Source organism: Streptomyces sp. CNP082, from assembly GCF_059570535.1.
The window spans coordinates 62,620-88,843 of the sequence record NZ_JCANSZ010000026.1 but is presented as its reverse complement, the minus strand read 5'-3'; the positions used below and the strand labels follow the sequence as shown (position 1 = coordinate 88,843).

Genomic DNA, 26,224 nt, shown 5'->3' with positions numbered 1-26,224 from the left:
TCGACTACTTCTTTCGGATGCTGCCGTTGGAGATCCAGTGGACCAGGATCGCCGCCATGTGTACGGCCGTTTCCGCGGCCTCCTGGGTCACGGGGGCGCTGGTGGGTCCTCCCTCATGACGGTCCCGCTGCCCGCGCCAGAGCAGGCTGATCATCGCGACGACCGCCTCAATGTCTGCGGGCGCCCCCGTCCTGTCGGCGATGACCATCTCGTATTTGTGCCGTCCCTGGTCCAGGTGATCGCGCACTTTGCCGAGGGTGGGCTCGGGCGCGTTGGGAAGGAAGTGCTGGTTGGCGACGGCCTCAACGGCCTTGATGGCACGAGAGTAGGCAGCACTCGGGTCTGGCCTGATCCCGTACGCCTCAGTGAACGCTGCACGGAGATGATCGGCGGCCGTCGCTGCCTTCGATGCTCCGGCGTCCACGGCTTCTTCGTAGGTGGCGTGGAGTGTCTCGTCCATTCTGCGTTCGAGCCTGCCGCCGTCTTCGGAGACGGTGAACGCGGAGTCGCCCTCGCGCAGGATGCCTTCCAGCTGACGTACGTGGGAAGCGGCCGTTTGTTGGTGCTGCCAGCCTGCCCCCTGTAGCGCTTGCTGTACGCAGCCCAGCGTTGCGTCGATGACTTCCAGGCGCAGCATCGGGTTCATCCGGTCGTCGAGAGTGGCCAGCTCGCCGTATGGGTCGCGGCTCTTGAGGATTCTGGACGGCAGCTTCAGCCGCACCGCTACGGGGGTCGCCATGTCGTACGTGCGCAGCACCTCGTACAGCCATTCACGGATGGGCACGTCGAGGTGGTCCGGCACGCCCTCTGTCCACAGGGGCTCCGGCTCGGTCTTCCCCGCCAGACGGTCAGTCAGTCGTCTCCATGTGCCTGTCACAGAGCGACTGTAGGGGCCCCGCGATGAGAACACGACCGACTTCCTCCTTCATGAGGCCGAAGCCACCATCTGCGACTCACCTGACTGCGGACGCTCAGGAAGGTCGGATCGCCACGCCGCCGCCAGAGCATCACTCACCGTGATCAACATGTCGGACGGCTCGCGAATACTCGATGTATGAACATGCTGCCTTACCAGTCCCGAGGCCGTAGCACGAACGAACCCGCTCCCAAGCAGGCGTTGAGACCGGAGCCTGGTTCGGGTTTCGACTAAGATCCCTTCAGGATTCCTGGAACCCATGTGCTTCCGCCTGTGGGGACAAGAAGCGCCCGATACCCTAGGGCCAGCGGCACGGCTGGCCCGCCGGCGAGCTGTACACCGGGCACTACCACCGCTCACTCCGGCGCGCAGCCGATGCGTTGACCCATCCCGACCTGATCCGCATAGCGTCCGCGCTCCACGGGCTCGTCCCGCTCGACCGCCCGCTGCACCCGTACGACGTGACCCTGGGCGACAAGCGGGCAATCACCGCGGAGAAGATGGCTGGGCACACCGGTAGCTGCGGCATGTTCGACGCTGACGTGTTCTTCCTCGGCGGCCGGGACTACGTCGAACTGCTGCGCCCGTCCGTCCCGCACCTCCTGGCCCCGCTCACCGGGAAGATGGGCGAGCACCGCGGGCTGTGCCGCCAAGCCCGGGAGAACGCCGCGCTGCGCGAGACCTGGTGGAAGCAGGCCGCCGCGCTCTTCATCGAGCACCGCCCCGCGCACTGACCGGCCGCCGGTCACCGCCACTGCGCAGAGCCGCGGGACAAGGGACGGCAAGGACATCGAACGCCGCGGCGCTCCGTCCGGGGAGCGGAAGGACGTCTCGGCGACATGGGCGCAGGCCGACGATACGGACCGGCCTCGCGTGCCCACTCGTCGTCCTGGCGCCCACAGCCCACACTGTCTCGCCACCACCCGGCGTCTGCACGCCGGCGAGATTCTCGACTTCCAGAACTCGCTGTAAGCCCGGTCTCCCGTTCAGGGGAGGCCGGGCTTCTCGCATCTCCCCGCGGCTGTCCTCCCGTCTCGTCACAACGTCCGATTCGGCGCAGACCTTCGGTCGCAGGCCGGAGCCTCGCACGAGGCCGACGGATCCCGGGACAACTGGTCGAGCCAGAGATCCGACCGACACCGGAGTGAGCCGCTCGCGCGGTGGACAACTCCTCTGCTCGCCCTGGATGTCGCGCCTGCCGCGGCTTGCCGGGATCGCGGAGGCATGGATGGGAAGAGCAGGCATCTGGGGCAAGGCGGCGCAGTGTCGCAGTCGCCCGCACACCGTGGGGATGCATCGTCTGTCAGCGCCGACGCCGCGGCCGGTACGTCGGAGCTGGGCATGCAGCCTTCCTCCGTAACGTGGTGGAGTCTCTTCTTATCCTAGCTGTGAGCTGGCCTTCCGAGTGCTCCCCCGGCAGGTGGCACGGATCGCGGTAGCGACGTGGTCGACGCCGTGGTCGGGAGGGGAGGCCAGGACCGTGGACGGCCTGTTGGAGTTCCGCTGGCGGTCCTGCGATGCCCTCGCCCATGCCGGGTAGCAATGACGCCGAGGAGCACGGAGAACAGGCCAGCCGTCCGCGTCCGGGGACGGACGTCGGCAACGCCGCGGTGCCCGAGCTGAGCGGGCGGGAGGAGCGGCCGACGTCGGCCGATGCTGGCGAGCGCGAGGTAGCGGAGGGGCGAATCGACGTATCCGGTCCGCGCGCGGTCGCCGCGTCGCCGAGGTGTGCGGGGAAGCTGAAGGCTGATGCACTCCTGGAAGGCGGATGGTCGATGCGGGCCTATGGGCACGGTGAAGTCGTAGAGATGCAGGTCAGTGCCCGAGGTGGCGCAGGCAGTCTTCGAACGTCGCGTGGGTGGCGTCCGGGGGTCCGGCGTGGCGGTTGTACCAGGCGGTGTCCAGGCGTGTCTCGTGCTGCTGGTGGCCTGTCCGGCACCGCAGCCAGACCAGATCGCGGGTGGACAGGACCAGCCAGTCCCGGTAAGTGCCGCAGTCATCGCAGGTCACCATTTCGCCGTCGAGGACGAGCGGTTGCTTCCACGGCATCATCCTGCCGTCGAGCTGGTCGTGGCTGGGCACCCGCAGCTCCGGCGGAAGGAAGTCGTCCACCGCTGGTGCTGCTACGGCGCGCTGAAGTTCCGCCCGCATCCGCTCAACCTCCGGCGGAACCTGCCCGTCCAGCCGCGCCGCCAGCTCGAAGAACTGGCGCTCGGCCTCGCTGGACTGGGCCGCCCGTCGCCGTTTCCGGTGAAACACCCTGATGTCCCCCTCACGTCGTTCCGCACTGATCGTGATCACTTTCAATGTTCTCCGAGAAGCATCAACTCGGACAGGTGGCCGTCCTGGTCGCCGTCAACAGAAGTCCGCCCTGAACTGGTCAAGACAAGGAGTCGCATGGAAAATGAGAATGCCGCCAAGCTGGCGGTGCTGATCGACGCTGACAATGCCCAGGCGACGATTGTCGAGCGTCTGCTGGCTGAGGTTGCAAAGTACGGAACTGCGCATGTCAAGCGGGCATACGGCGATTGGACCGGCACTTCCCTGAGGGGTTGGAAGGACCAGCTGCTCAGGCAGTCGATCCAGCCTATTCAGCAGTTCGCCTACACCACGGGAAAGAACGCCACCGATGCGGCCATGGTGATCGATGCGATGGATCTGCTGTATACCGGCCGCTTCAACGGCTTCTGCATCGTCTCCAGCGACAGCGACTTCACCCGCCTGGCAAGTCGGATCCGCGAATCCGGTTTGACGGTATACGGGTTCGGGGAGCGAAAGACACCCAAGCCGTTCGTCTCCGCGTGCGACAAGTTCATCTACACCGAGAACCTCACCTACATGCCGAGCCCTGCTCGGCGTTCCGGCACGATGTCCTGGCAGGCAGCGGGGACGGCTCGGGAAGCGGCACGGCAGTTGGGGGATGCCGGTCTGGTCGATCTGCTGCGCAGTGTCGTGGACGACGCCTCGAACGACGACGGCTGGGCTCACCTCGGTGCCGTCGGCGTCATCGTCAGGAAGCGGCAGCCCGATTTCGATCCGCGCAGCTACGGCTTCCCCAAGCTCATGCCCCTCATGGAAGCGACCGGTCTGTTCGATGTGGACAAACGTGACCAGGGGGGCGGCAACCCGCCGGTCATCTATGTCCGCAACGCCGGCGACAATGACGACGGGCTTTGACTCCCCAGCAGCACGGACAGCAACAGGTCCCCGTGATCGAGGCGGGCTCATGGCGTCTTGCCCCTGGCCTCGTCGCCCAGACGTCTGTGCGGAGCAGAGTTCCGGGCTGTGGACGGGCGCCCGGCGGATGGATTGGTCTTCGTCACGTTCTGGCTCCGTTCGGCGGGGGCGGCTGGTAGTCGTGCCTGCCGCCGCAGTCGCCAGACCAGTACGTCGCTCACGGAGTCCGCGGTGTCGAGTTCGCGGCGCCCGGCCGCGCTGGACAGGAGGGCGGTCGGGTCGTGGCCGGCGGCCTCGGCTTCGTCGAGTGTCGCGGCCAGGGCGAACCACCCGTGTTCGGCGAGGATCTGCTCGGCCAGGTCGGGCAGTGCCTCCCGCAGCGTCGCTGTTTGCCGCTGGAGGGCCGGTTGACTCAGGCTCCGGCCGCGTTGGTAGAGCACGCCCAAGGACTGGGCGGCGGCCATCTGGTAAGCAGCACGCAGGTGTTGGGCAGCCAGGCGGGCGGCGACGGCCTGCTGTGCATGGCCCTTCTTCGCGTGCCAGTGCGCGGCGGCGATGATGAGGAAGAACAGCATGTCGATGGCCATCGCGGTCGTCGCGCCATCCTCGCCGTAGCTGAGCACGGGACCGCCGTGGACGAGGTCCCGGGCCGCTTGGCGCAGCGCGCGGTCGCGCCCGCGTAGCGCCCGGATGTGGGAGCGTGAGGCGCGTTCGAAGGCGCGGGCCGCGTTTTGTAGTTCGTGGCGGGTGTGGGCGGCGGACGTCTTCGCGAGCGCGTCCAGGACTTCGCCGGCCGCAGCGATGTGGGCGGCGGTGACCGCGTCTGGCCCAGTCTCGGTGACGAGCAGGGCCTGCCACGCGGCAGACGCTGTGTGCCGTCGGGCGGTCGCCGGGGCGCCCGGAGCTGTACGGTCGCCCTCTTGCGGCCGAGGGCACTGGCTGTCCTGGTGTGGGGCGTCGACGGTCCAGCGTTCGCGGATGCGGGGGAGTGAGAGGTCGGGGGCGAGGCGTGCGCCGGGGTAGAACACCGGCTCATCCTGGGCGTTGCGGTCATCCGGTAGGGCGACCTTGTAGCCGAGGAGGTCCCCGGAGGGTGCGGCCCGCTTGCGGATCAGCAGGCCGGCGTCGGCGAGCCGATCGAAGAACTCGGCTTCGCTGGTGGCGCCGGCCACGGCCCGCCGGACGGTTTCGCGGAGTTCTTCGCGGGCAGTGCGCTCTCGGCCCTGCCGTTTGGCTTTGTGGCGTTCGGCGCTGGTGGGCCGCTGTGCTGCGGTGCCGTCGCCGGGGGCGACCTGGTGCAGGCCGAGTTCCTTCTCGACGAGGCGGGCTTCGGCCTGCGCTCGTGCGCCGGAGCGGAAGTCGTCGGGGCGGTGTCCGTCTTCGGTGACGAGGGTGGCGACGATGTGGATGTGGTCGTCCGCGTGCCGTATCGCGGCCCAGCGGCAGCCGGACTGTCCGCCGCCGGGGTCGATGCCGGTGGAGGCGACGATGCGGCGGGAGATGTCGGCCCATTCCTCGTCGGACAGGACTCGGTCTCTCGGGTCGGCGCGTACGGAGGTGTGCCAGACGTGCTTGGCGGGGCGGGAGTGTGCGGCGAGGGCCATCACGGGCTGGTCGAGGAGTTGCTGGAGGTCCGCGAGGGTGGCGTTCGGGTCGCGGCCAGGGTCGGGGGACATGCCGTCGAACGACGCCACGAGGTGCGGGTCGGTGTGCTCCTCGGCCTTGCCAGGGCCGTAGAGGTAGGCGAGGAGGCCGATAGTCCGTGAACCCGAGGAGTTAACGCTGGGGATCACGAACTGCGGCGCTCGATGAGCCGTGCGGCGGCTTCGCGGGTGGTGTCGGCCGCTCGCCGTACGGCGGCGACAGCCGCTTCCAGGTGGGGCGCGTCCGCTCCGGAGTTGAGCGCCTTAGCGGCTTGGTTGAGGTTGCTGCCGGCCCAGCCGAGCCTGCGCCGGCAGTCGAACAGGGCGGCGATCACTTCGCGTTCGTCGGCGATCTCGGCACTGGTGCGCTCAAGGTCGCGGGCGGCGGCAAGCGCGGAGCGGGCGAGGAACCCGGCGACGGACAGGTTGCACCGGGCAGCGGCGGACTTGATCAGGGCGATCTCGTCGTCGTTGAAGCGGGCGGCGGGCTGGTGCAAGCGCTTCTTCTCACGCGGCTGACGCGGGCGCTGACGCGCACGAGGCGCGCGCTGGCGGCGTGCGCGGCGGACGGCGGGCTTCTCCTTCTTCCCCGGCTTCGATCCGCCCTCGGCCGAAGCCTGCCGGACCTGCTCCCCCCGGTGCAGGTCCTGGCCCGCCCCCTCGGGGGCGGGTTCGGCGGAAGCTATGCTTCCGCCCCAACTTGCTCGCCCCGCAACCGAGTTGACTCCGTCGTCACGGTGGGGGGTGTTCCCGTTCGGCGCCGGAGTCGTCATCAGCCGCACTCTGGGCAGCGTTCGAGGTGGCCGTTGAGGGCACGGGCCATGCGCGCCTTCGTCGATGCGGCCTGTGTCGCGCTGCATCTCGCTGCCGGCCGGCCCTCGTGCCGTGCGGAGTGGGCGGTCAGGTAGCCGATCTCCCGCTCGTACACAGCCTGGAGTGCGGCGAAGCCGGCGCAGGTCTTGATCACGTGGTGCCCTTCGTCGTCGTGGCTTGGTCGTCGCTGCGCAGTTCACGCAGGACGTGGCTGAGTTGGGAGTTCCGGCAGCCTTGGAGTCCTTCTCGGCGGAGGATCTCCCGGAGCTGGACGCGGGTGATCGCGGCGTTCCCGTCGCGGGCGAGCACGTCCGGGACGTGAGGCCGCACCTGCTGGACGAGATGGTCCACCGGCAACGGCGGGGCCTGCTGGCGCTGGGTGTGAGGGGTGCGGGACCGGCTGCTGCGCTTGCCCTTGCTCTTCGTGGCCGTCTTCTTGCGCCTTACGGTCCCCGGTCCCCGGTCCCGGTTCGGTCCCTTGTCCTGGCTCGGTCCCGGGTGCGCGGTGTGCTCGGTGCCCGGGTGGTGTTGTGTGTGTGCGGGGACCGGTCCCGGTGGCGGGTTCGGTCCCCGGTCCCCGTCGTCGGCCGGGGTGTGGGAACCGTGCGCAGGGACGGGCGTGCTGGGGACCGTGGGCGGGTTGACCTGGGTATCTGTGGGTGCGGGGACCGGTCCCCGGTCCGTCATCATCGCGGTCCCCGGTGCACGGCCCTCTCGTCCCGAACCGGTCCCCGGGTGGTGTTGCGGTTGTGCGGGGACCGGTCCCGGTGGCGGGTTCGGTCCCTGGTCCCCGTCGTCGGACGGGGTGCGGGGACCGGGCACGGGGACCGACCGGTCGGGGACCGTCGGTGCGGGGACCGCGGCGTCCAGGGTGTTGGCCAGGGGTGGGGACCAGGGGGAGGGGAGGGGGATGGTGGCGAGGGCGAGTGCGTGGCGGCGGGCGGCGAGTTGGCTGAGCAGGCGTGCGCGTTGGTGGGGGTCGGTGCCGACGGCGGCTTTGCCGAGTGCTTTCGACAGCCGGCGGGTCAGGCGCCGGCCGCGGCGGCTGTGCTGCTGCTCGGGTGTCTGCTCGGCGAGCCGGGCGGCCAGGGCGACCGCGCGGTCGGTGGCCCGGTCGCGGGTGATCTGCGCGGCGTCGCGGTCGCGGGCGGCGATGCCGAGACGGGACAGGAGGCGTTCGCGGGCTTCGCGTCCCAGGGTGGCGATCAGGGAGCGGGAGGTGGCGCCGGGGGTGCGCAGGCGCAGTTCGATGCCCATGGCCAGGTGCCATAGCACCGCCGCCATGATGGGGCCGACGAAGGCGCGGACTGTGCCGCCGACCGGGCCGCTTTCGGCGTAGGCGGGGATCACCTGGACCCCGGTGATGATCCAGATCAGCGTGCCGGGCAGGCCGGGTGCGCCCAGAGCGGTCAGGTTCTGGCGGGCCATCAGCGCGGTCGCGAAGAGCGCCAGCTCGGCCGCGGCGAACATGCCGGCGCGCTCGGCGGTGCCGGCCATGTCGAGGTAGTCCGCGGCGAACCGCCAGGAGGTGTCCGCGCTGTAGGCGGTGCATCCCAGGGCGGCAACTGCGGCGATGGTGACCGCCGCGCTGCCGCGACGCTCCCGGGCCCGGGTGCTGCGCCGCCGGAATACTCGGGCGGTGAGCACGATGGCGATGGCGGTGAGCAGCGCGGTGGCGAACCGGAGATCGGGTTCCGGGAGAGAAGCGGGGGTCAGGGCCGCGGTCATAGGGCCTTTCCATCAGGGGCGGATGCGGTGCTCGACGCGGCTGTTCGGGATATCGGCTGGCTTGTGCGGGGCCTGTTCGGGGCGGGAGCGGCCACGGCCGGGCTGGTCCTGGGCCGTTTCCTTCGCGGCTGGGGGACGCCGTAGGTCCGGTCGCGGTCGAAGACCTTCACGGCGGCTTGCCGGAGCAGGTCCCGGGCGTGGCGGTGGCTGATCTGCAGGGCGGTGGCGAGCCGGTCGGGCCGCCAGCCGCGGAGGTAGGCGTGGTCGATGACGAGTTGCCGCTCGGCCTCGGTCAGGTGCACGTCGCGTCCGTTGAAGAACGCGTGCACGCGCCGGTAGTCCAGGCGCCGGTGCAGACCGTCGTGCCACGGACGCCGATCGGCTTCGGTCAGCCCGCCCCAGATGCCGTCCTTGAGGCCGTTTTCCACCGCGTAGTTCAGGCAGTCGGTGCGCACCGGGCACAGGGCGCACAGTTCTTTCGCTTCGGCGATGGCGATGTGGTCCCGCGGAGGTGGGAAGAACACCTCGTCGGCGTCGGCCGGGTCCAGGCCGTAGCACACGCCGCGGCTGTGCCAGCTCGTGTCGGCGATGCCGCGCAGGCCGGTGGCCGGCGCGTCGTGGGTGGTGATGTATCGCAAGGCAACGGTCTCCGATGGGCTGCACGTGGGGCGGACGCGATGTCGGACTCTGCTGCGGCATCACCAGGGGGTGCCGCAGCAGAGGTGAGGGGACATGTCCGGGGCGGGAGGCCGCCCGGATGTGCGGTCTGTCAGGACGCCTCACGCTGCTCGCGATGCTGCTCGGCGGCGAGGTCGAGACGGCAGGGGTGCACGGTGGCGCGCGGTGCGATCCCGCGGGTGGAGCCGTCGGGGCCGATCCGCCGGCGGCGGCACGGCTGCCCGGCCTGGGCCCGGCACCACTCGCACCACACCGCCAGGGCGTCGGGCCGGCCCTCGGCGACGGCCACCTCGCGCGCCGCGCGGGCGGGCCGGTACGGGGCGAGGGCATCTCGGGCGGCGGGCGGGATGCAGGTACCGACCTCCCGCAGCCGCGCCTCCAGCACCGGGTCCACCCGGCCGCGACCGCGGGCGATGGCCCGGTGCCGGGCGGGCTGGGCGGTGCCGGCGGCAACGGCGCGGCGGGCACGGGCCAGCTCGGCGGTCCACGCGGCCTGGTCGTCGGGGTCGACCGGCGGGGTGGGCTCGGTGTGGCGGAGCAAGCGGTCGCGCCGGTAGCTCTCCCACGGGCGGGCGACGTCGGCGGGAACGATCGGGTACGGCGAGACGCGGATGTGCCGGCGGGCGGCGGCGCAGGCGTCCCAGCCGTGCTCGGTGGCCATCGGCACGTCGCCGAGCAGCTCGTGCCACTGGGCGAGCTGGTCGCGGGCTTCGCCCTGGTCGGTACGGATGGTGCGGGGGTCGAGGCGGCCTATGTAGGCGAGCAGGGCGGCGGTTTCACGTCGATCCACGGCTACTCCGTTCCGGTCGGCTCGTCGAGGGCGGCCAGCAGGGCGGCGGTGTGGGCCTGGGCCCGGGTCATCCTGTCGGGCAGGGCAGGGGAGTTGGCGGGTACGGCGTACAGGCCGGGGCGGTGGGGGGAGTGCTCCCGGGTGATCCAGGAGCGCCAGTCCGCAGCCCACGCCCCGGCGGGACGGGGGGCGAAGTCGGCGCGATGGGCGCGCCACTTCGCATCGGCGGCCTTCAGGCCCTGCTCGCCGAGGCGGTCGAGGTGTCCCTGCTCGCGGATCCAGGCCCGGGTGGCTGGGTCGGGCTGCCACCCGGCAGCCGGCGTGACCGAGCCAGGAGCACTCCTGCTCTTACTACCGTTCCTTTCAGGTTCACTACTGTTCTGGGTGCCGGTTTCCGGTACCTCGCTGTGTCGGTTTCCGGTACCTCGGGGTATCGGTTTACCGCGGGAGGTGCCGGTTTCCGGTGCTGCCGGTTTCCGGTACCTCGCGGGGGAAACCGGCACCTCCCGCGGACGGATTCCGTACTGCCCGAGCGCCGAGAGCCGCAACGCGGGCCGGGCCCTGGAATCCTCACCGGGCGCTCCCTCATCGCCGTCCTGCTGCTGTCGCAGGGCCTGTGCGATCGCCAGGGCGGCCAAAGGAAGGCGGTAGACGGTGCTGCGCTGCGGGCCGGTCAGGTCATCGATCTGCTCCAACTCCCCGGCCTCGACAAGCCGGCCGATCGCCTCGCGAACCGTTGAAACGGACGCGTTCGTGCGGGCGGCCAGAGAAGTCAACGAAGCCCAGGACACACACTGTTCGTCGGCTACACGGTCGGCTATCGACAGCAGCACCAGCCGTGCGGTCCCGCGACTGGAGCTGCTTTCCCACACCCACTCGCGGGCATCGGTGCTCACCGGCGGCTCCCGGCCCCGGCACGGGAAACTCCGGAGTTCGAGGCCGAGGCAGGGCGCCACGCGCCGCGGCGAGAAGCAGCCGGGACGCAGGCTGTGACAGCGGCGACGCGCATGTGCCTTTTACACGGTGCGCAGGGCATGCAAGAATCTCCTCTTCAGTGTCGCCACGCTGACGTGCCCGGTGGAATGGGATCAGCATGGTGATGTCGGGCAAACTCCGCCCCTGGCAGGGCGGGTTACGCCGTGGGCGTCGGCGTCCGGGAGTTCCCGCTCTCGGACGCCCACGCTGCATTCGCCCCCGGGATCCCGACCGCATTGCCGGTCGTTCCCTTCATCCGCGGGAGCGGACGGGCTCCCCCAGGGGACGACGAACATACGCACACCCCGCTGGAGAGATCCAGAGTTGGCTCTAAAACCCTGTACTAGTCGCACACAGTGACAGTGAGAGTGACACGCTCAAGTCGCAGACCTGAAGGCTGTACAGAACTGCCGGCCTGCAGAACTGCGCACTGCTCACGAGAGGCAGGTCCTGCGCTGGTGTGCCACACGCGGCGGGGTGAGAGGAAATCCCCCAGCCCTACAAGGGCGGGATCAGCCGGCGTATGCGAAGCGTCATGAATGTTCGCGCATGGCCCGGCCTAATTTCGCCGCCGCCGTAGCTGATCTGCCGCCCACTTGAGGGTGCCCGGGCGTACCCGGCGAAGGGCTGGCGACGAGCTGAGGACTATCCACGTGAAATCCTCTGGCAGTGCCCACCGTTACCCCTCCCTCCAAGCCGCCGGCCGGTGTCGGCGTCGGCTGTCAGGTGACCCTAAAAGCCCTCCAACAGGGCGTCAACGTGCGACAAGACCACTAACGCGTGGAATTCCATCAGCAAGCCTTTCTCCCTGCCCGCTGAGCAGCAGGATGGGGAGGGCTGCATCAACTCATTTGGACCGACACGGAGTTGGGGCTCGCGAAGGGTGAGCAATCTGTTCCGGAGACCCGGCTGAACGGGTGGACCACCGCTTTCCTGTCTCACATCGTGGACGTTTTTGGGGTGGATGCGTCAGCGCTGAGGTATTTTCTGCCCGCAGCAGGCGATCTCAGTTTCATAACGCCTGTGAGAATGAGGCTCGCGTGTCGCATTCGGCGTGTCATTGCCGCATATGCCGGAATGGTGCTGATCATGCAGGGGTGGCCGATGATTCGTACGTCTCCCAGCCTGGGCTTGGCGAGCTTCTCAAGGAATGGCGGAAGCGTGCCCAGTACCGCCTCGGCGGCAGCCGCCCGCTCACCCAGAAGGCTGTGGCTGAACGCGTCGGCATAGCCGCCCGCATCTATCAAGGGCTGGAGCTGGGCGAGCCACGCAGGCGGCTCTCGCCCGACACCGCGGACAGGCTGGCCAGAGAACTCGACCTGGAAGCCGACGAGCGTGATCTGCTCTTCCTGCTCGCCGCCCGGGTCAGGCCGGGCCCTGCCCATGCCGCCGTCCCCGATGCGGCTGTGCTGGCCGACCTGCGCCTCGTCCTCGACAGCGCCGAGCCGACACCGGCAGTCCTGCTTGACGCGATGGGGACCGTCCACATGCACAACCACGCAATGGCCACGTGGATCCCCTACGTCCGCGAGCCCCACGCCAACCTGGTGCGCTGGTGCCTGAGCCATCCCGACGCCAGAGAGCAGATCGTCGGCTGGTCGCAGTACGTGCGGTTGTGGTTCGCCATACTCCGCAACTACCTGGCGGTATACGGCACCGACACACCAGGTGTGCAGGAGATTCTCTCGATCATCGACGCCGACCCCGACCTTAGGCCCGTCTGGCAGGAGAGCCGCGATGTCCGGCAGGACCTCGGCGGCGAGCGCGCCGCCTTGCGCCTGCCCTGCTACGGCGGGAAACGAGTGGAGGTCGTCGTCCACGTACTCCACCCGACGGCGGCCCCGCACTACAGACTGGGCGTCCTCACCCCGATCACACCTGTTCCCGCGTTGGAGGACAGAAGCCGCCGTGGATGAGGAGGGAGGGTGTGTGGACAATACCCGGGAAACGGGCGCGAACCGCGAGCGGAGGGCGGTCAATCACCTTCCCGAGAACCCCTCCGGAGGCGTTGATTTTCGAGGACGGAGCCTGGAATCGCGTAGTGCTGTACAGGGGTTCTGGATACCCGGTACCGGCGTGCCGGGGCGACGTATCCGACCTCAATGGATGATCATGCTGGAATGCAGGACAAGCCACTCCGCGTCTCGCAGCCTCAACTGGGGGAACTTCTCAAGTCCTGGCGGAAGAGCGCCCACCGCCGACGCGGCCTGCCGCGGCGCCTCACCCAGAAAGAACTGGCCGAAGGAGCCGGCCTGGGTCTGAGCAAGTACCAGGATCTGGAAGCAGGCCGCAGCCGTCCCCTCATCACCCCTGGCCATGCGGAGCGTCTGGCAACTCTCCTCGGGCTCTCGGACGGTGAGCGGACCACCCTGTTCCTCCTGGCCACCCGGGGAATGCCCGAAACCAGCGAATCCGCCGACGCGGCGATCCTCGCAGACTCGCAACTGCTGATGGATTGCTTCGATCCGACGCCGGCCGTCGTGCTCGACGCAGCCTGGAACGTCGTGGTCTTCAACAACGCAATGGCGAACTGGTTCCCCTTTGTCCGCCAACCCCGAGCCAATATCCTGCGGTGGTGCCTCAGCCACCCCGATGCCAGAGTTCATATCGCCGACTGGAGCCAGCACACCAGGAGCTGGCTCGGGATGCTGCGTCAAGCCCAGGCAATGCACGCCGGCCACCCGGACGTCGAGGATATCGTGGAACACGTAGCCGCCGACGCGACACTGCGCCCTATGTGGGCAGAACGCACCGACACCCAACAGGACATCGGCGGTGAGCGCTTCAACCTACGGCTCCCCTGCCACGAAGGAAAGTGCGTCGAGATCGCCATCCAAGTGCTCTACCCGTCGGGACGCCGGTCCCACCAAATCGGCGTCCTCACCCCGATTCCCGTGTGAGGTCAGTTGCCGCAGCGTCGCTCGGCACCCCGTCGGCTGGTGTGATCAGAACTCCGTGTCGCCGGTCGCTGCGGCCGTCATCACGGAGGTCACCGAGAGCAGGCGAGTCCAATCCCGAAGCAAGACCTGGTGCAGGGAAGGCGGATAGTGCTTCTCCTCCCAGGTAGTGGCATGCAGATACTTCACATTGGCCTCCCCCTGCGCTGCGGTGATGTTCAGTCGCCGCGCTTCGTCGACGATTTCGCGAGCGGTGGGCGTGGGGAAGGAAGTGTTCTCCCAGGCGGTGAGGAGACGTTCCGCGTGGGGGAGCAGCGGCTGTGCTGCGCCGACATACAGTTCGACGAGTTCCACCATGGGCGAGTCGTCCAGCCGGTGCCGCCAGGCAGGCAGCAGATCTGCCTGCACCGCTTCGACCCGCCGTGCCAGCTCGGCGAAGTTCTCCGTCTGCAGGCGGTCCCACTGATCCACCCCCCGTGGGAAGACCGGGGCCGCCGACGCCGGTGCCTTCGCCAGGACCTCGAAGAAGGCCCTGGCGAGTTCGATCTCCTCGTTGGTCGGCTGCCAGTGGCGGCTGTTCAGCGACCGTGCGATCTCGCTCAACCGGTCCGTAGTCTCGCTCATCCACCGAACCGTACGGAACCGGGGCGGGTTATGGGGAGGCTACCGCCACTGCTGGGTGCACCGGCCCTCGCTCCGGGCGGGGGGCCGTCGCTGGTCGTGATCGCCGCGTACGTCGTGCTTGCGGCCCGTAGAGTGCTGTGCAACACAACGGCTTCAGCGTGCGGACCAGCACCGGCTGGTGAGCAGGGCCGGCACCAGACCGCGGGTGGAAGGGAGGATGCGACGTGGCTGACCCGATGACGCCCGATGACGCCCTTCGCGCATGTGCGTACATGGAAGCGGTCTGGCGCTCGGATACGGCGGCCATGGCTGCTCTGCTGCAGCACGAGCCCGCGGAAGTGCCGACGGCAACTCTGCTCACCGACCTCGGTGAAAACCTCATGCAGTGGATTTTCCCCGCCCAGTTTGGTATCCACGACGGGTTGACCGCGAAGGAACTCGAAGCCGCAGCAGAGAAAATGGATGCCGATCCGACCGTGCGGGTCTCCCGCGTACTTATCGAAACGCTCAAGACGCTCGCATCGCGCGGTACGCCTGAGAACACTGAGACTATCGCCCGCGCGGTCACCGGATTTCTCGTCGCCATTAGCGAAGCCGCCACCGAGTCGGACGTCATGACTATGTTCGACAAGCTGCGGCAGTCCGCGCTCCGCGGGTTCGGTCCCCGGCCTGAGTAGCTACGGACCTCAAACCCCCGGCGCCTCGCCCGGCGCACCTGAGCCGATGCGTGGGCGTGTTTCAGCTTCACGGCTTGTGAGCGGCCCGCAGGCAGGATCGAAGTTCATGCGCGGTGGACGGTAGCCCGTCGGTCTGGGGGACCCACTGGTGGCGGTCGTGCTCGGTGAGGAGGACGGGGCCGGGTTGATCGGCGGTCAGGGTGAAGACGAACCGGCGGCTCAGGCCGCCGCAGGCGTTCTGTGTAGTCGACGTGGCCCACGTATCGGTCGACCGAGTTGAGGGTCAGGCCCGTCGTTCTGCGGACCTGCCGGGTGAGGCAGTCCAGGACGGATTCGTTCTTCTCACAGTGCCCGCCGGGGAGTTCCCAGGTACCGCCGAGGTAGTCATCCGGCGGGCGCCGCACGAACAGGACCGCGTCGTCGTGGACGATGAGTGCCGCGGAGGCCAGGTCGCGGACGCCGTCGGCATGGGCCTGGTCCTCCAGATCGGCTGAGAGTCCGCGCAGCGCGGCGTAGCGGGCCAGCGGGCTCATCGGCAGACCGTGCATGTCGCGGGGGTCGATGAAGGCGAGGTCGGTGCCCTCGGTCAGGACCAGGGTGTCGGGGTCGCCGTCCCACTCGCCTTGGAAGACGTAGGCGCGGTGGGCGGTTTCGGACGTGTGGGTGAACAGGTGCTCCAGCGGTAGCCGCAGGCCGATCTCTTCGAGGACTTCGCGGCGGATGGTGGCGGCGGGGCCGGCGTCGTCGGCTTCGGGTTTTCCGCCGTTGGGCGCCCAGGTGCCGGGCCAGCAGATGGCGGGGTTGTCGTCCCTGCGGTGCATGACCAGGTGTCCCGCGGTGTTGCGGATCAGCGCGAGGGTGCCGTAGCCGTACGGGGGAGCCTTCGCAGTGATCAGGTCCAGCACGCGGCGGGTGTCATCCTTCACGGACGTGTTCATCGGCAGGTGGTCGAAGTCTGCCGGCGCGATGAACGCAAGATCGGTACCCTCGCCCAGGACCAGCGATTTCGCATCGCCGTTCCACCGGCCGTGGAAGACGTGAACGGGGTAGCCGTCGGAGTCGACGCGGAACATCGCAGCGAGCGCGACGCCCTCCAGGCCGGCCTCTTCGTGGAGTTCGCGGACGCCGGTGGCCAGGGGGTCGGCGTCGCCGGGTTCGGCGCCGCCGCCCAGCGGTGCCCAGGTGCCCGGCGCCCAGATGCCTTCCTTGTCGTCCCGCAGGTGCATGAGGACCTCACCGGCCTCGTTGGTGACCACCACCAAGGTGCCATACGGGTCCTCTTTGGCCGGGCGGTCGTGCTGCGGGCGCCCCAGCGCGCTCAGGACACGGGCACGCAACCCCGTGTCGCCCAGTTCCGAGAGCCCGCACCATTCGGCCCGGACCGGCTCGGCGGTGTGCACGGGTACGTCGGGAGTGCCGCGGGTGCGGAAGGGGAAGCGGACGACGATGCGCTGGTGTGCCGGCTCGTGAGGCTCCGGGCCGGCTTCGATCGTCTCGACCTCGATGTGGAGCGGCTCGCCGCCGCACAGCGGCGTAAGGCCGGCGATACCGGTCTTCTCCTCGATCACCCGCTGTGCGGCGCCGGCCAGAGTGCGATCGGCCGGCCCGCACGAACCTCCGGGCGGGATGCGCCGCCCGGATGCTGCATGGTGAAGCAGGAGGACCTCGTCGCCGTCGTTGACGACCACGCCCGAGGTCCTCACGTGGCCGCCGACGTCGATGCGCCCGGCCGCCAACAGGTCGAGGAACGGGTCGAGGAGCGCGCGCTCGGCAGGATGACGACGGACGTAGGCGGTGACCACGTCGTGAACATGGGGGTGGGGAATCGCCATCGTGCGCTCCTTCGTCACCTTCCCCAGGCCAGCACATCGCCGGCGGGCCCATCGGGTGCCAACGTCAGCGGTCAGTCCGCCCCCTGTGCCGTGCCACGTCCGAAACCACCCAACTCGTGCTTCGCGGCCCAGTGGCTAGCGTTTGCGGCCGACGCCGCAGCAGGCAGCGACCTCTGCCGGCGGACCGCCGATCTGCTGGGCCTCGGGACGCCACAGGGAGGTGGAGACCACCCCGGGATCCAGCAGCTCCACACCGTCGAAGAAGTCGGCGATCTGCTGCGGACTGCGGTTGGTGTAGGGGCTCGCGGCCTTCTCGTTGTATTCCTCGGTGGCCTGCATCCGCTGCTCGGTGTCGATGCCATCGTTGATCACCAGGTAGCTGCCCGGCACCACCGCGCCGAGCAGGCGCGTGACGACGTCGCGGCACTGGTCGTAATCGGGGATGTTGCCCAGGACACCCAGCAGCATCACCGCCACGGGCTGCGTGAAGTCCAGCGTCCTGCCCGCCTCGTCGAGGAGACGCTCCACGTCGCGCACATCGGCATCAACGTACTCGGTGACGCCTTCCGCGCTGGAGGTGAGCAGCGCACGGGCGTGGGCCAAGACCAGCGGGTCGTTGTCGACGTAGACGATCCGGCAGACGGGATCGACCGCCTGGGCGACCTCGTGGGTGTTGTTCGCCGTGGGCAATCCGGTGCCGATGTCGAGGAACTGACGGATGCCGGCTTCGCCGACCAGATGGCGAACGGCGCGCCGCAGGAACCCGCGGGATTGCCGGGCCACATCGACGATGCCCGGGAAGACATCCATGACCTGGGCGGCCATCTCGCGGTCGGCGGCGTAGTGATCCTTGCCGCCGACCCAGTAATCCCACACGCGGGCCTGGTGCGGACGTGTCGGATCGATCGGCATGTCCAGCCGCTCGTCACCTCTTGCTCCATCCTCGGTCATAGCTGCTGCTTCCTAAAAAGTGCGGTGGGTGTCAGCGGCGAACGTACATCAGCCCGACGCAGGTGCCCAAGGCGCGCAGTGATTCGATGCCGAAGGCGGCGAAGGGCTCCCTCCGGGGGCGTGGTTGGCGAAGCGGCCGGACACCGCACGTGCCGAGCCAGGCGGCCTCGAAACAGGGAGAGGTTGGCCAAACAGCTCCAGCGCGTACCAGGTGTCATCCCCGGGCCGGATCACCGTTCATCGCGCTGCTCCCGACCTGCTGTCGTGCTCGGACTTCTTACCGATAGGCCACCGCCACAAGCCCCTCGATCCGCGGGCGCCGATCCGGGCGGTCAGAGGCGACAGCGCGTGGCGCCGACCCTCGTCAGGCCGCCGGTGGATCCGGTGGATCCGGTGGACGGAGTCGATGCACAGCTCGCCGTCGATCTGGAGGCGACCCTCGCAGCGCGCGGCGGCCGGGTTGCGCTGCTGGTGCGCCAGCGCGCTGCGCACCTGCCTTGCCGTGGGGGTGTCCACGAAGCTGACGTGCCCGGCCGGGCACTCCAGCCAGACATCCGACCCGTCAACGGCCACCACGCGTATCCGCAGAGCCTCTTCCGGGTCCGCGTCGAGTCCGCAGCGCTCGCAGCGCGCGATGGCCGGCCCGAAGAGGGAACTGTGCTCTTTGAAAAGGCTGACCTCGCCGGCTTCGATCCGCAGTGGGCCCACGGGAGTCGGTGGATCGGGAAGCCGGGAGATGCGGCGGGCGGACAGGCGGTCAAGCACCGGCGCCAGCCTGTCCATCGCATGGTGCAGCTCCGGAGGGCTGAACCTGAAATCGCCCCATTCGTAGGCAATGGAATCTTCACCGGGGATGGCGGACAGTTCGCGGACCAGCTTGCGCAGACCTGTGGACCAAGGGCTGACGGAAGCCGCAGGGCCCCGTTCGCCGTGAGCCTGCTCGACCTGGTCCCTGATCCTGCTGCGCAGGGTGGAGTGGTCGGCGTCGGTATCTTGTCGGAGTGCGTCCCTGATCTCCGGCAGCGTGAGGTGTCGCGGTTCGGTGTCCTGCTCCCCGGCCAGCGTGAAGATCACCAGGGCGAGCGTCGCCAGATCGCTCTGCGGGCCGGCTGACCGCATGTGCTTGGCCAGGATCTTGCCGGCGTAGAGCAGGGATGGCTTCCACCGCGGTGGTGCGCTGGAGGGAAGGAGGTAGCCCAGCTCTAACGCGTACGCGTGCTTGCTCAGGGGAATCATGCGCCTCCCAGTTTCACGCTGGCCAGCTCCCGCCACGTGATGTGCCGACGGTCGTGTGACTGTGCCACCAGGGTAAGGGTGTCCAGCCTCAACGCGACCGGGTCACCCGGCAAGTCCGACAGCACGACCTTCGCCTGGGCGCGGTCGAGCAACGGTGCCTCGCTCGTTCCGTAAGCCAGAGATGCGTGCGGGTAGTACAGCGCCGGGATCCGGGGGAACCGGTCGCCGGTGACCTCGTCGTGTACGTCGCAGACCATCTCCCACACCTGCCGTGCCGGTTCGCCCGGGTGCCCGCTGCACTCCAGCGCTACCGTGCCGAACGCGGGCCGGGCCAGCGACACTTCGACTGGCCGCATCGCCCGCGCCCGCTCGGCGACACCGGCCTTGATCGCCTCGACTTCACCCTCGCGGTACGCGTCCATCGGCGCCCCGTGCTGGACGGTGATGTGGAACCACTCCATGGCGACCGGGGCCATGCCCGGCAGACGTGCCGCGGACTGGTAGCCCTCGGTCAGGCCCTTGCTGACCGAGGGCTGCGGCAGCAGATGCCAGTGCAGATCCTCGCGGCCCGCGGGCCAGGCGTGTTCACGGCTCTCCACTGCTTCGAAGAAGTCCTTCACGATGGGTTTCCTTGCCCTTCCGTGCCGGCGGCACTCCTGGTGATCCGCATGTTCGTTGCAGCCTGTCTCACTGCGGAGCGTGCGCGTCGTGTTCCCGACCGGATGGCCGACCGCCGGCGGCCCAGGGCCGCCTTGGTCGACCATCCGGCGCGCGCAAGAGAGGTGCCGTACCGCGCGCTCTCCAGCAGGTGGTGGAAGCCGTGCTCTGCATCGCGGTCCACACAGGGAGGCAGACCGCGATGGGCAGCACCTGCCGCAGCCGCTCCTCCATCGCCCCGTCAGTCAGCAGCTCGGACAGGACGGCGTTGACGCCCAGCAGCGCCACCGCCTGCGCCGCACTCTGGCGGGGGCCTTCTCAACGTTCTTGGCGATCAGCCGTCCAGGTAGAGCAGGGCAGTGATGGTCTTCTTGCACACGTCACAGTGCATCGGCGCTTCGATGCTCGCCAGATCGCATTCGATGGAGGTGATGCGGTCGACTTCGCCGGTGGCCACCTCGGCCGCCCAAGCGGTCAGCCACCGGTCGGTGTTCTCCTGGAGGCGGGAGATGTATCCGCGCGTCATCTCGTAAAATGCGCGGACACCGTGCTCCTTCATGTAGCCCCAGTTGAACTCAAGACTCTTGAGGACGACCGGGAACGGGTGGAGGGCTTGAGTATGCGCCCAGGTCTCCAGCACGTCTGGGATGTCCAGTCGGTTCGCGCGTGCGTCCAGCACGTCCCACATGCCTGACTGGTCGTAGTCGCTGAGAACCTGATCGAGGATGCCGGCGCAGCGGATGAGGTTCGCCTTCTTGGCGGCGAAGACGCGATCCACCTCGGCGCGGCTCGCCTCAGCGGGCTCCTTGCGTGCCGTGCTGATGGCGCGGGTCAGTTCGGTGCTGAGAGCCGCCTCGTCACAGAGCGAGTCCCCGAAGCTCAGCCATGGGTCGGGAAACCCCTGCTCGGCCGTTAAGCGGAAGATGTGCTCGCCTTGCTGTCCCATTCTTTCCTCCTGGAGTCAGTTGCCATGGGAGCTGTCGGGGCGATCAATTGTGCGGTGTGCAGCGCCGCGCGAGTTCAGCGGCGGCTTGGTCGAATGGGACCTGATCCTGTTCGCCGGTCACCATGTCCCGGAGGGTGACAGTCCGGGCGTTGTGCTCTGCGGTCCCGTAGATCACGCAGAAACGCGCACCTTGATCATTGGCCCACTTCATCTGCCTGCCGAACTTCCCACTCGTTCCCAGATAAACACCCGTGCGGAGTCCAGAGCGACGGATTTGAGCCGCCAGCCGGAAGGTGTCGGCCGTGAGGCTCTGGTCCATGACCGTGACTGCGATATCGATCTGTGAGTAGGTGTCCTTGTCGGCCTGCCGGAGCAGGGGCAGGATGCGCTCGATTCCGAGTGATCCGCCGCAGGCGGGCGAGTCCTTGCCGCCGAGACGGCTGATCAGGGTGTCGTAGCGTCCCCCGGAAGCGATGGAGCCGGGCATGCCAGGGGCGGTGACCTCGAAAATGATGCCCGTGTAGTAGTCGAGTCCACGGACCAGGCTCGGGGCGAAACCGATGCGGTCTGCGGGGATCGTGTCCTTGGTGAGTTCCAGCAACTGGTCGACTTCTGCCAGGCCGGTCTGACCCGTCTCACTGGATTTCAGACGGGTCCTGATGCGATCCACCGCATCCTGCGCGGTCAGGTCGGCCACCAGCCCGTGTGCGGCACCGTTGTCAAGGCCCCGGCTGGTGACCAACTCGCCGACGACTGCGTCCGGCGACAGCTTGTCGAGTTTGTCCAGAGTGATCAGTACGCCCGGCCCAAGGTCGTCTGGGACGTCGTACGCCTCCAGCAGACCGAACAGCGCGTGCCGGGAGTTGATCAGGAACCGGAACTCCGGGACGCCGAGCGCGTCCAGTGCATCGTGCAGGGCCAGCACGATCTCGGCGTCCGCCAGTGGCGATGCGGAGCCCACGATGTCCAGATCACACTGGACGAACTCCCTGAACCGGCCCTTGCCGGGCCGGTCGGCACGCCAAACCGGGGCGATGGCGTACCGCTTGTACGGGGACGGGAGCTGACTGCCGTATGCCGCTGCGGCACGGGCCAACGGCACGGTGAGGTCGTAGCGGAGAGCGAGATCAGCCTCCCCCGTGGCTTCATGCTCGCCACGACGGAGGATCTTGAAGATGAGCTTGTCACCTTCGTCGCCGTACTTGCCGGTGAGAACGTCGAGCCGCTCGAACGCGGGAGTCTGAAGGGGCTGGAAGCCGTACCGGGCGAACACTGTACGGATCTGCGCGAACGCACGCTCACGTGTCTCGTACTCAGCGGCAAGGAAATCACGCGTCCCGGATGCGGGCTCGAACTGTTTCAACGAGGCCATGTGGTCATCCTTGCGGAAGCTGCCTGGTGGGAGCAAAACCCGTCTCGGCAACGGGGTGTATGGCATGGACGGCTGCTCGTGGTGGCCAGCGCAGGCCGCGCACGAACTGTCACATCTGCGGCAGCCGGCCCTCCTCGTCGATCTGCCCGGCGAGGTGGGGCGCCCCGGGCCGGACGGCGCCGAGTGGGCCGGGGCCGTGCCCTCAAGGCGACTGTCCAGGCAGTCATGCCGCTCCCAGTTTGACGCTGGCCAGCTCACGCCAAGTGATGTGCCGGCCATCGTGCGACTGAGCCACCATGATGAGCGTGTCGAGCAGCAGGACCAGCGGGTCGCCGGGCAGGTCTGACAGCACCGCTTTGGCTTCGGCTCGGTTGAGCAGGGGGGCGTCGCTTGTCCCGTATGCGAGGGTCACGTGCGGGTCGTACGTCGCGGAGATCCGGGGGAGCCGGCCGCTGGTGACCTTGTCGTGGACGTCGCAGACCATCCTCCAGACCTGCCGCGCGGGTTCACCCGGATGTCCGCCGCACTCCAGGGCCACGGTGCCGAGAGCGGGTCGGGAGAGCACCACTTCGACCGGGTCCATGGCTCGTGCCTGCTCGGTGATCCGCGCCCTGATCGCGTCGATTTCCCCCGGCCGGTACTCGTCGAGCGGTGCCGCGTGCTGGACGGTGAGGTGCACATCCTCGGGGGTGACTGCAGCCATCCCGGGAAGGGTGGCCGCGGCCCGGTAGCGTTCGGTCAGGGCGCGGCGCACCGGCGCCGGCGGCAGCAGGTGCCAGTGCAGGTCCTCGCGGCCCGGGGGCCAGGGCTGCTCACGGTTCTGCACTGCCGCGAAGAAGTCTTTCATGGTGTCCTCCGTGTTCTCGTCCTGATGATCATCGGTGCCGGGCTCTTACGTGGTGTGGACGGTGGTGGCGCGGCGCCAGTGGATGCCGGCCTGCTCGATCAGCGCGCGGGCTGCGTCGCCGTGGACGGCCGCGTCGTTGAGCAAGCCGAAGGCTGTGAGGTGCAGTGCGACCTCGGCGGGGCTGGTGATGTCGAGGCCGGAGGAGACCAGTTCGACGTGGACGACGGTGTTGTCGTGGAGGTTGAAGGCGTTGAACGCAAGGGTCGGCATCTGTGCCGTGCGCGGGAGGATGCCCAGTCGCAGGGCAGGCTGGTCGAAGTCGGCCAGGAGGCGGTCCATCTGGCCGGCCATCACCGTCGGGCCGCCGACGTTGGTGTAGAGGGCCTGCTCGCCGAGGAGGACGTCGAAGCGGCGTCCAGGTTCGTAGAGGACCTGCTGGCGTTGAATCCGGGCAGCGGCGCCTGCCTCGACATCGTCGGGGGTGCCGAGGAAGTCGACGACTTGGCGGAGGATGACGGCCGCGTATGCGCGGGTCTGGAGGGTGCCCCAGATCATGGTGGGCAGCCACGCGCGGCTGTGCCGGACGGCACGGTACTGGTCGATGATCTCCTGCTGTACTGGGGCGGTGCCCTCGCGCAAGAGCCGCTGCCACGGGACGGGCTGGTCCATGGTGTGCCTCCTGGATCGGTTCGGGTAGGCCGGCCTGGTGCCGGCCGGGGACGTTCTACGGCGAGGTGCTGTCGGCGGCGGGGTGACGCTGGCGGGGGGCGACGGATGGCGTACCGAGGGGCTTCCGGGAGTGGCGGAGACCGTGTGCGGGGTTGTGACAGGCCAGGCGTCAGAGGCTGGTGCGGTGAGGGTGCGTCCAGTCAAAGTCGAGGACGGTGTGGTGCTTCGCGAGGGTGCGGGCGCTGGTCGGTTCGGTGTCGCCGTTGAGGCGAGAGCGGATCGTCAAGCGGGGAGCGTCGCGGATGTGGTGGTCGCGGTCCCAGATGATGACCTGCTGTGTCATCTCCTCTGCGAGCTGCTCGGCGGCCGGTCCGTAGGCGTGGATGACCCACTCCCATGTCGAAGGGCCGGTCTGCTGGAGCAGCAGGCGGGCGAGGGAGCCGCCGCGGGTCACAGCAGCCGCGTCCCAGCCCCTGGGGCGCTCGACGATCCCGGTGTCGAGGTGTGGGTCGACGGCCAGGCGGCAAAAGCCGTCCATCGTGGTGGCGAGCCACAGCATGAGCTTGTCGAAAGGGGTGTGGCCGGGCACCGTGACGCCGGTCCGGCGTTCGAGACGCGGCGCCTTAAGGGCCTGGGTGAGCAGTTCGGCGTCCGCCGTGCCGCCCTCGTGGAACCGCACGCGGATCTCCCCGCCCCGTAGGGACACGACGTCCTCCACCCGGGCCCCGGCCCCCTGCATGGGGACGAAGCCGCATACCGTGTAGGAGCGGCTGACCAGCACGTCGCCGCGCTTCTCGAACGCCAAGGCCCAGCTGTATCCGTGGATAGTCAGCGGGACCACCAAGCGCCCGCCCTCGACGAGCGGGGTGACCCAGGTCGGCGGGATGTCGGGAGCCTGGACGGTCACGATGATCGCGTCGAGTGAGCCCTCGTCGGTGAGGCCGGGAGCACCGTGCTCTGCGTCGCCGAGCAGGACGCGCACCCGGTCGTAACCCGCGGCGGGAAGGAACCGAGCCGTGCGCTCGGCGATGAACGGGTCGATGTCCAGCGTGGTGATCCGCCCGTCGGGTCCGACGAGTTCCTGCATGAGCGCGGCGTTGGGGCCGCTGGACCCGATCTCCAGCGCGGTCTGGCCGACGCCGAGGGCGGCCTCGCGGAGCATGACGGCCTGCAGCCAGGGCGCCGAGACCGTGCTGGTGGCCCGGCCGCCGCCGTCGTACTTGGTGGTGACGACCGCGTCGGCCGCGGCGTACACCGTCTCCAACGGAACCTTGGGGACGAAGAGGTGGCGGCGCACACGACGGAAGGCGGCCTCGACGGAGGCATCGTCGATGTAGCCCTGTTCGATCAGCTCGCCGGTCATCTCCTGGCGCAGCCGGTGGCTCTCGCGCGCCTGCTGGGGGTTCTCGGGCGCGATGGGTTGGAGGACGCGGTTGCGGTGCACGGGCGGCAGGTCTGGGAGGAGGCCGGGCCAGACGCAGTCCAGCACGTGCGCGGACGGTGTGAACAGGGTCCCGGTGAGGGCGGGGAGGTCCGTGGGCCAGTGCCATTCCCAACGGTGAAACAGGTCAGGCTCGGCCACGGTGGGGACGCCGCTGTGCGCTGTGACGCGGACGGCGGCCGTGAGACGGGGGGTGTCGTAGGTGGTGTCCATCAGGACAGCGAGCACTTGCGCGTCGCCGGCCGAGGCGTGCAGCCCGGTCTCCTCGGCCAACTCCCGTACGGCGGCCTGCTCGAAGGACTCCCCCGGGTGGGGTTTGCCGCCGGGCAGCTCCCAGACTCCGCGTACGGATCGGCCCAGCAGCACGCGGCCCTGCTCGTCGGTGACCACTACCCCCGCGCCGATGAGGCCCTGCGGCGCGGGCCGCCGCTTGTCGGCGAACGACACGGGGCCCGTGGCGGGCCCTCGGAGTACCAGCACGGCCAAGCCGTCAGCGTCGTGCCGGTCGGTGGTGGCCCATCCGGCCGTGGCCAGGGCGATGTCGTCCTCGTCGAGGGCGATGTTGCGCCGGTCCGCGGGGACGGTGTTGGCGAGTGGGGTGATGATGCAGACCGCTCCGCCTGGGCGCAGACGCTCACGAAGGCGGTTGAGGAGCCATGTGCAGTTGTGCAGGAAGGCGTAGCACAGGCGCAGGGTGATCAGGTCGTACACGTCATGGGGCAGGTCGGCGAGGTTGTCGTGTTCGATGTCGTGGCGCAGGAAGCGTACGTCGACGTCGTCCGGGGCCTGTGCGGCGGCGAGTTCGATGGCTGATTCCGCGTAGTCGACGGCGTCGACCGAATACCCCATCTCGTGGAGGTAGAGGGCGAGTTCGCCCAGGCCGCAGCCCACGTCGAGGGCTACGGCGGGACCGGCAGGGCGAAGAGTGTTGTCCAGCACGGTGCGTTCAAAGTCGGTCAGCGCCCGGAACTTCCCGCCGCGGGCGTAGTGGTCGTGCCATTGGGCTTGGTGCATGTATCCCACCGAGGCTGCTCCTTGCGTCGAGGGGGGTTGGTGGTCAGCAGGAGTGGGTCTGCTGGAGACGTCGCAGGGTTCGCCGACCGCGCCCGACGACCTCGGGGTCGTCGTGGGTGAGGCCGAAAGCGATGCCGCTGAGGGCGTCGAGGGCGGCCTCGCACTCCATGTGCTCGGTCTCCAGCCGGGTCAGGGATCTGCCGTAGCCGGCGAAGAAGGCCGCGCGGAGGTCTTCGCGGCCGTCCCAGAGATCGGCCAGGCGTACGAAGTCGTGGCCCCGCTGTCGTGGCTCGGAACGCTCGAAGTCGAAGACGCTGACGGTGCTGGCGTCGGTGAGCACG

At 68.9% G+C, this 26,224-nt stretch carries 24 protein-coding genes and 1 pseudogene; 5 read left to right on the top strand and 20 right to left on the bottom strand.

All coding sequences use genetic code 11. The features are described from left to right. Nucleotides 1-4: 4 nt before the first annotated feature. Nucleotides 5-802 (bottom strand): hypothetical protein, encoded by a 798-nt coding sequence (locus B124_RS21065; RefSeq protein ID WP_496504448.1) that lies wholly within the window; start codon nucleotides 800-802, stop codon nucleotides 5-7. A 437-nt stretch (nucleotides 803-1,239) separates the two neighbouring features. Between B124_RS21065 and B124_RS21060 the strand changes: the two are divergent. Beyond that, nucleotides 1,240-1,650, top strand: a pseudogene (locus B124_RS21060) (DUF6884 domain-containing protein); the annotation flags it as partial. 1,081 nt (nucleotides 1,651-2,731) lie between these two features. On the opposite strand, the gene B124_RS21055 reads toward B124_RS21060, so the two are convergent. Continuing rightward, entirely contained in the window at nucleotides 2,732-3,175 is a 444-nt protein-coding gene (locus B124_RS21055) for a hypothetical protein (protein ID WP_496504447.1), read from the bottom strand. Nucleotides 3,176-3,313: 138 nt separating this feature from the next. Here B124_RS21055 and B124_RS21050 point away from each other — a divergent pair, with 138 nt between their 5' ends. Next, on the top strand, nucleotides 3,314-4,093 hold the full coding sequence (locus tag B124_RS21050) for an NYN domain-containing protein (protein WP_496504446.1): 780 nt from the start codon (nucleotides 3,314-3,316) through the stop codon (nucleotides 4,091-4,093). A gap of 47 nt (nucleotides 4,094-4,140) precedes the next feature. On the opposite strand, the gene B124_RS21045 is transcribed toward B124_RS21050, so the two are convergent. The 7 genes from B124_RS21045 to B124_RS21015 form a co-directional block, all read right to left on the bottom strand. Continuing rightward, a complete protein-coding gene (locus B124_RS21045; RefSeq protein WP_496504445.1) occupies nucleotides 4,141-5,886 on the bottom strand; it encodes a relaxase/mobilization nuclease domain-containing protein in 1,746 nt (581 codons plus the stop codon). Then, on the bottom strand, nucleotides 5,883-6,233 hold the full coding sequence (locus tag B124_RS21040) for a mobilization protein (protein ID WP_496504444.1): 351 nt from the start codon (nucleotides 6,231-6,233) through the stop codon (nucleotides 5,883-5,885). Before B124_RS21040 ends, B124_RS21045 begins: the two co-directional genes overlap by 4 nt. A 275-nt stretch (nucleotides 6,234-6,508) precedes the next feature. Continuing rightward, nucleotides 6,509-6,703 (bottom strand): hypothetical protein, encoded by a 195-nt coding sequence (locus B124_RS21035; protein WP_496504443.1) that lies wholly within the window; start codon nucleotides 6,701-6,703, stop codon nucleotides 6,509-6,511. Beyond that, complete coding sequence (locus B124_RS21030) at nucleotides 6,700-8,277, bottom strand: hypothetical protein (RefSeq protein ID WP_496504442.1); 1,578 nt, start codon at nucleotides 8,275-8,277, stop codon at nucleotides 6,700-6,702. The genes B124_RS21035 and B124_RS21030 overlap by 4 nt, the downstream gene beginning before the upstream one ends. Beyond that, on the bottom strand, nucleotides 8,274-8,915 hold the full coding sequence (locus tag B124_RS21025) for a WhiB family transcriptional regulator (protein WP_496504441.1): 642 nt from the start codon (nucleotides 8,913-8,915) through the stop codon (nucleotides 8,274-8,276). Before B124_RS21025 ends, B124_RS21030 begins: the two co-directional genes overlap by 4 nt. A 131-nt stretch (nucleotides 8,916-9,046) precedes the next feature. After that, complete coding sequence (locus B124_RS21020) at nucleotides 9,047-9,745, bottom strand: zinc finger domain-containing protein (protein ID WP_496504440.1); 699 nt, start codon at nucleotides 9,743-9,745, stop codon at nucleotides 9,047-9,049. A 2-nt stretch (nucleotides 9,746-9,747) separates the two neighbouring features. Beyond that, nucleotides 9,748-10,641, bottom strand: a complete 894-nt coding sequence (locus tag B124_RS21015; RefSeq protein ID WP_496504439.1) for a helix-turn-helix domain-containing protein — start codon at nucleotides 10,639-10,641, stop codon at nucleotides 9,748-9,750. A gap of 1,176 nt (nucleotides 10,642-11,817) precedes the next feature. On the opposite strand from B124_RS21015, the gene B124_RS21010 reads away from it, so the two are divergent. Then, nucleotides 11,818-12,636 carry a helix-turn-helix domain-containing protein gene (locus B124_RS21010; RefSeq protein ID WP_496504438.1) on the top strand — a complete coding sequence of 273 codons (819 nt, stop codon included), beginning with the start codon at nucleotides 11,818-11,820 and terminating at the stop codon, nucleotides 12,634-12,636. A gap of 204 nt (nucleotides 12,637-12,840) precedes the next feature. Next, a complete protein-coding gene (locus B124_RS21005) occupies nucleotides 12,841-13,620 on the top strand; it encodes a helix-turn-helix transcriptional regulator (protein ID WP_496504437.1) in 780 nt (259 codons plus the stop codon). 45 nt (nucleotides 13,621-13,665) lie between these two features. Here the strand turns inward: B124_RS21005 and B124_RS21000 are convergent, their stop codons facing one another. Beyond that, the gene (locus B124_RS21000; protein ID WP_496504436.1) at nucleotides 13,666-14,241 is read right to left on the bottom strand and encodes a hypothetical protein; all 576 of its coding nucleotides are present in this window, start codon (nucleotides 14,239-14,241) and stop codon (nucleotides 13,666-13,668) included. A 224-nt stretch (nucleotides 14,242-14,465) separates the two neighbouring features. On the opposite strand from B124_RS21000, the gene B124_RS20995 reads away from it, so the two are divergent. Continuing rightward, a complete protein-coding gene (locus B124_RS20995; RefSeq protein WP_496504435.1) occupies nucleotides 14,466-14,918 on the top strand; it encodes a hypothetical protein in 453 nt (150 codons plus the stop codon). A 104-nt stretch (nucleotides 14,919-15,022) separates the two neighbouring features. Here the strand turns inward: B124_RS20995 and B124_RS20990 are convergent, their stop codons facing one another. From B124_RS20990 to B124_RS20945, 10 genes are all read right to left on the bottom strand, one after another. Then, entirely contained in the window at nucleotides 15,023-16,750 is a 1,728-nt protein-coding gene (locus B124_RS20990; protein WP_496504434.1) for an NUDIX domain-containing protein, read from the bottom strand. 135 nt (nucleotides 16,751-16,885) lie between these two features. After that, the gene (locus B124_RS20985) at nucleotides 16,886-17,701 is read right to left on the bottom strand and encodes an SAM-dependent methyltransferase (protein ID WP_496504433.1); all 816 of its coding nucleotides are present in this window, start codon (nucleotides 17,699-17,701) and stop codon (nucleotides 16,886-16,888) included. 237 nt (nucleotides 17,702-17,938) lie between these two features. Further along, nucleotides 17,939-18,937 carry a hypothetical protein gene (locus B124_RS20980; protein WP_496504432.1) on the bottom strand — a complete coding sequence of 333 codons (999 nt, stop codon included), beginning with the start codon at nucleotides 18,935-18,937 and terminating at the stop codon, nucleotides 17,939-17,941. Next, on the bottom strand, nucleotides 18,934-19,557 hold the full coding sequence (locus B124_RS20975; RefSeq protein ID WP_496504431.1) for a 2'-5' RNA ligase family protein: 624 nt from the start codon (nucleotides 19,555-19,557) through the stop codon (nucleotides 18,934-18,936). Before B124_RS20975 ends, B124_RS20980 begins: the two co-directional genes overlap by 4 nt. A 371-nt stretch (nucleotides 19,558-19,928) precedes the next feature. After that, a complete protein-coding gene (locus B124_RS20970) occupies nucleotides 19,929-20,540 on the bottom strand; it encodes a hypothetical protein (protein ID WP_496504430.1) in 612 nt (203 codons plus the stop codon). A 43-nt stretch (nucleotides 20,541-20,583) separates the two neighbouring features. Next, the gene (gene hisS, locus B124_RS20965) at nucleotides 20,584-21,912 is read right to left on the bottom strand and encodes a histidine--tRNA ligase (protein ID WP_496504429.1); all 1,329 of its coding nucleotides are present in this window, start codon (nucleotides 21,910-21,912) and stop codon (nucleotides 20,584-20,586) included. 223 nt (nucleotides 21,913-22,135) lie between these two features. Next, on the bottom strand, nucleotides 22,136-22,759 hold the full coding sequence (locus B124_RS20960; RefSeq protein ID WP_496504428.1) for a 2'-5' RNA ligase family protein: 624 nt from the start codon (nucleotides 22,757-22,759) through the stop codon (nucleotides 22,136-22,138). A gap of 45 nt (nucleotides 22,760-22,804) precedes the next feature. After that, nucleotides 22,805-23,428 carry a DUF5753 domain-containing protein gene (locus tag B124_RS20955; RefSeq protein ID WP_496504427.1) on the bottom strand — a complete coding sequence of 208 codons (624 nt, stop codon included), beginning with the start codon at nucleotides 23,426-23,428 and terminating at the stop codon, nucleotides 22,805-22,807. Nucleotides 23,429-23,597: 169 nt separating this feature from the next. Further along, nucleotides 23,598-25,883 (bottom strand): methyltransferase, FxLD system, encoded by a 2,286-nt coding sequence (gene fxlM, locus B124_RS20950; RefSeq protein WP_496504458.1) that lies wholly within the window; start codon nucleotides 25,881-25,883, stop codon nucleotides 23,598-23,600. A 43-nt stretch (nucleotides 25,884-25,926) separates the two neighbouring features. Beyond that, nucleotides 25,927-26,223 carry a hypothetical protein gene (locus tag B124_RS20945; RefSeq protein ID WP_496504426.1) on the bottom strand — a complete coding sequence of 99 codons (297 nt, stop codon included), beginning with the start codon at nucleotides 26,221-26,223 and terminating at the stop codon, nucleotides 25,927-25,929. Nucleotide 26,224: the final 1 nt, after the last annotated feature.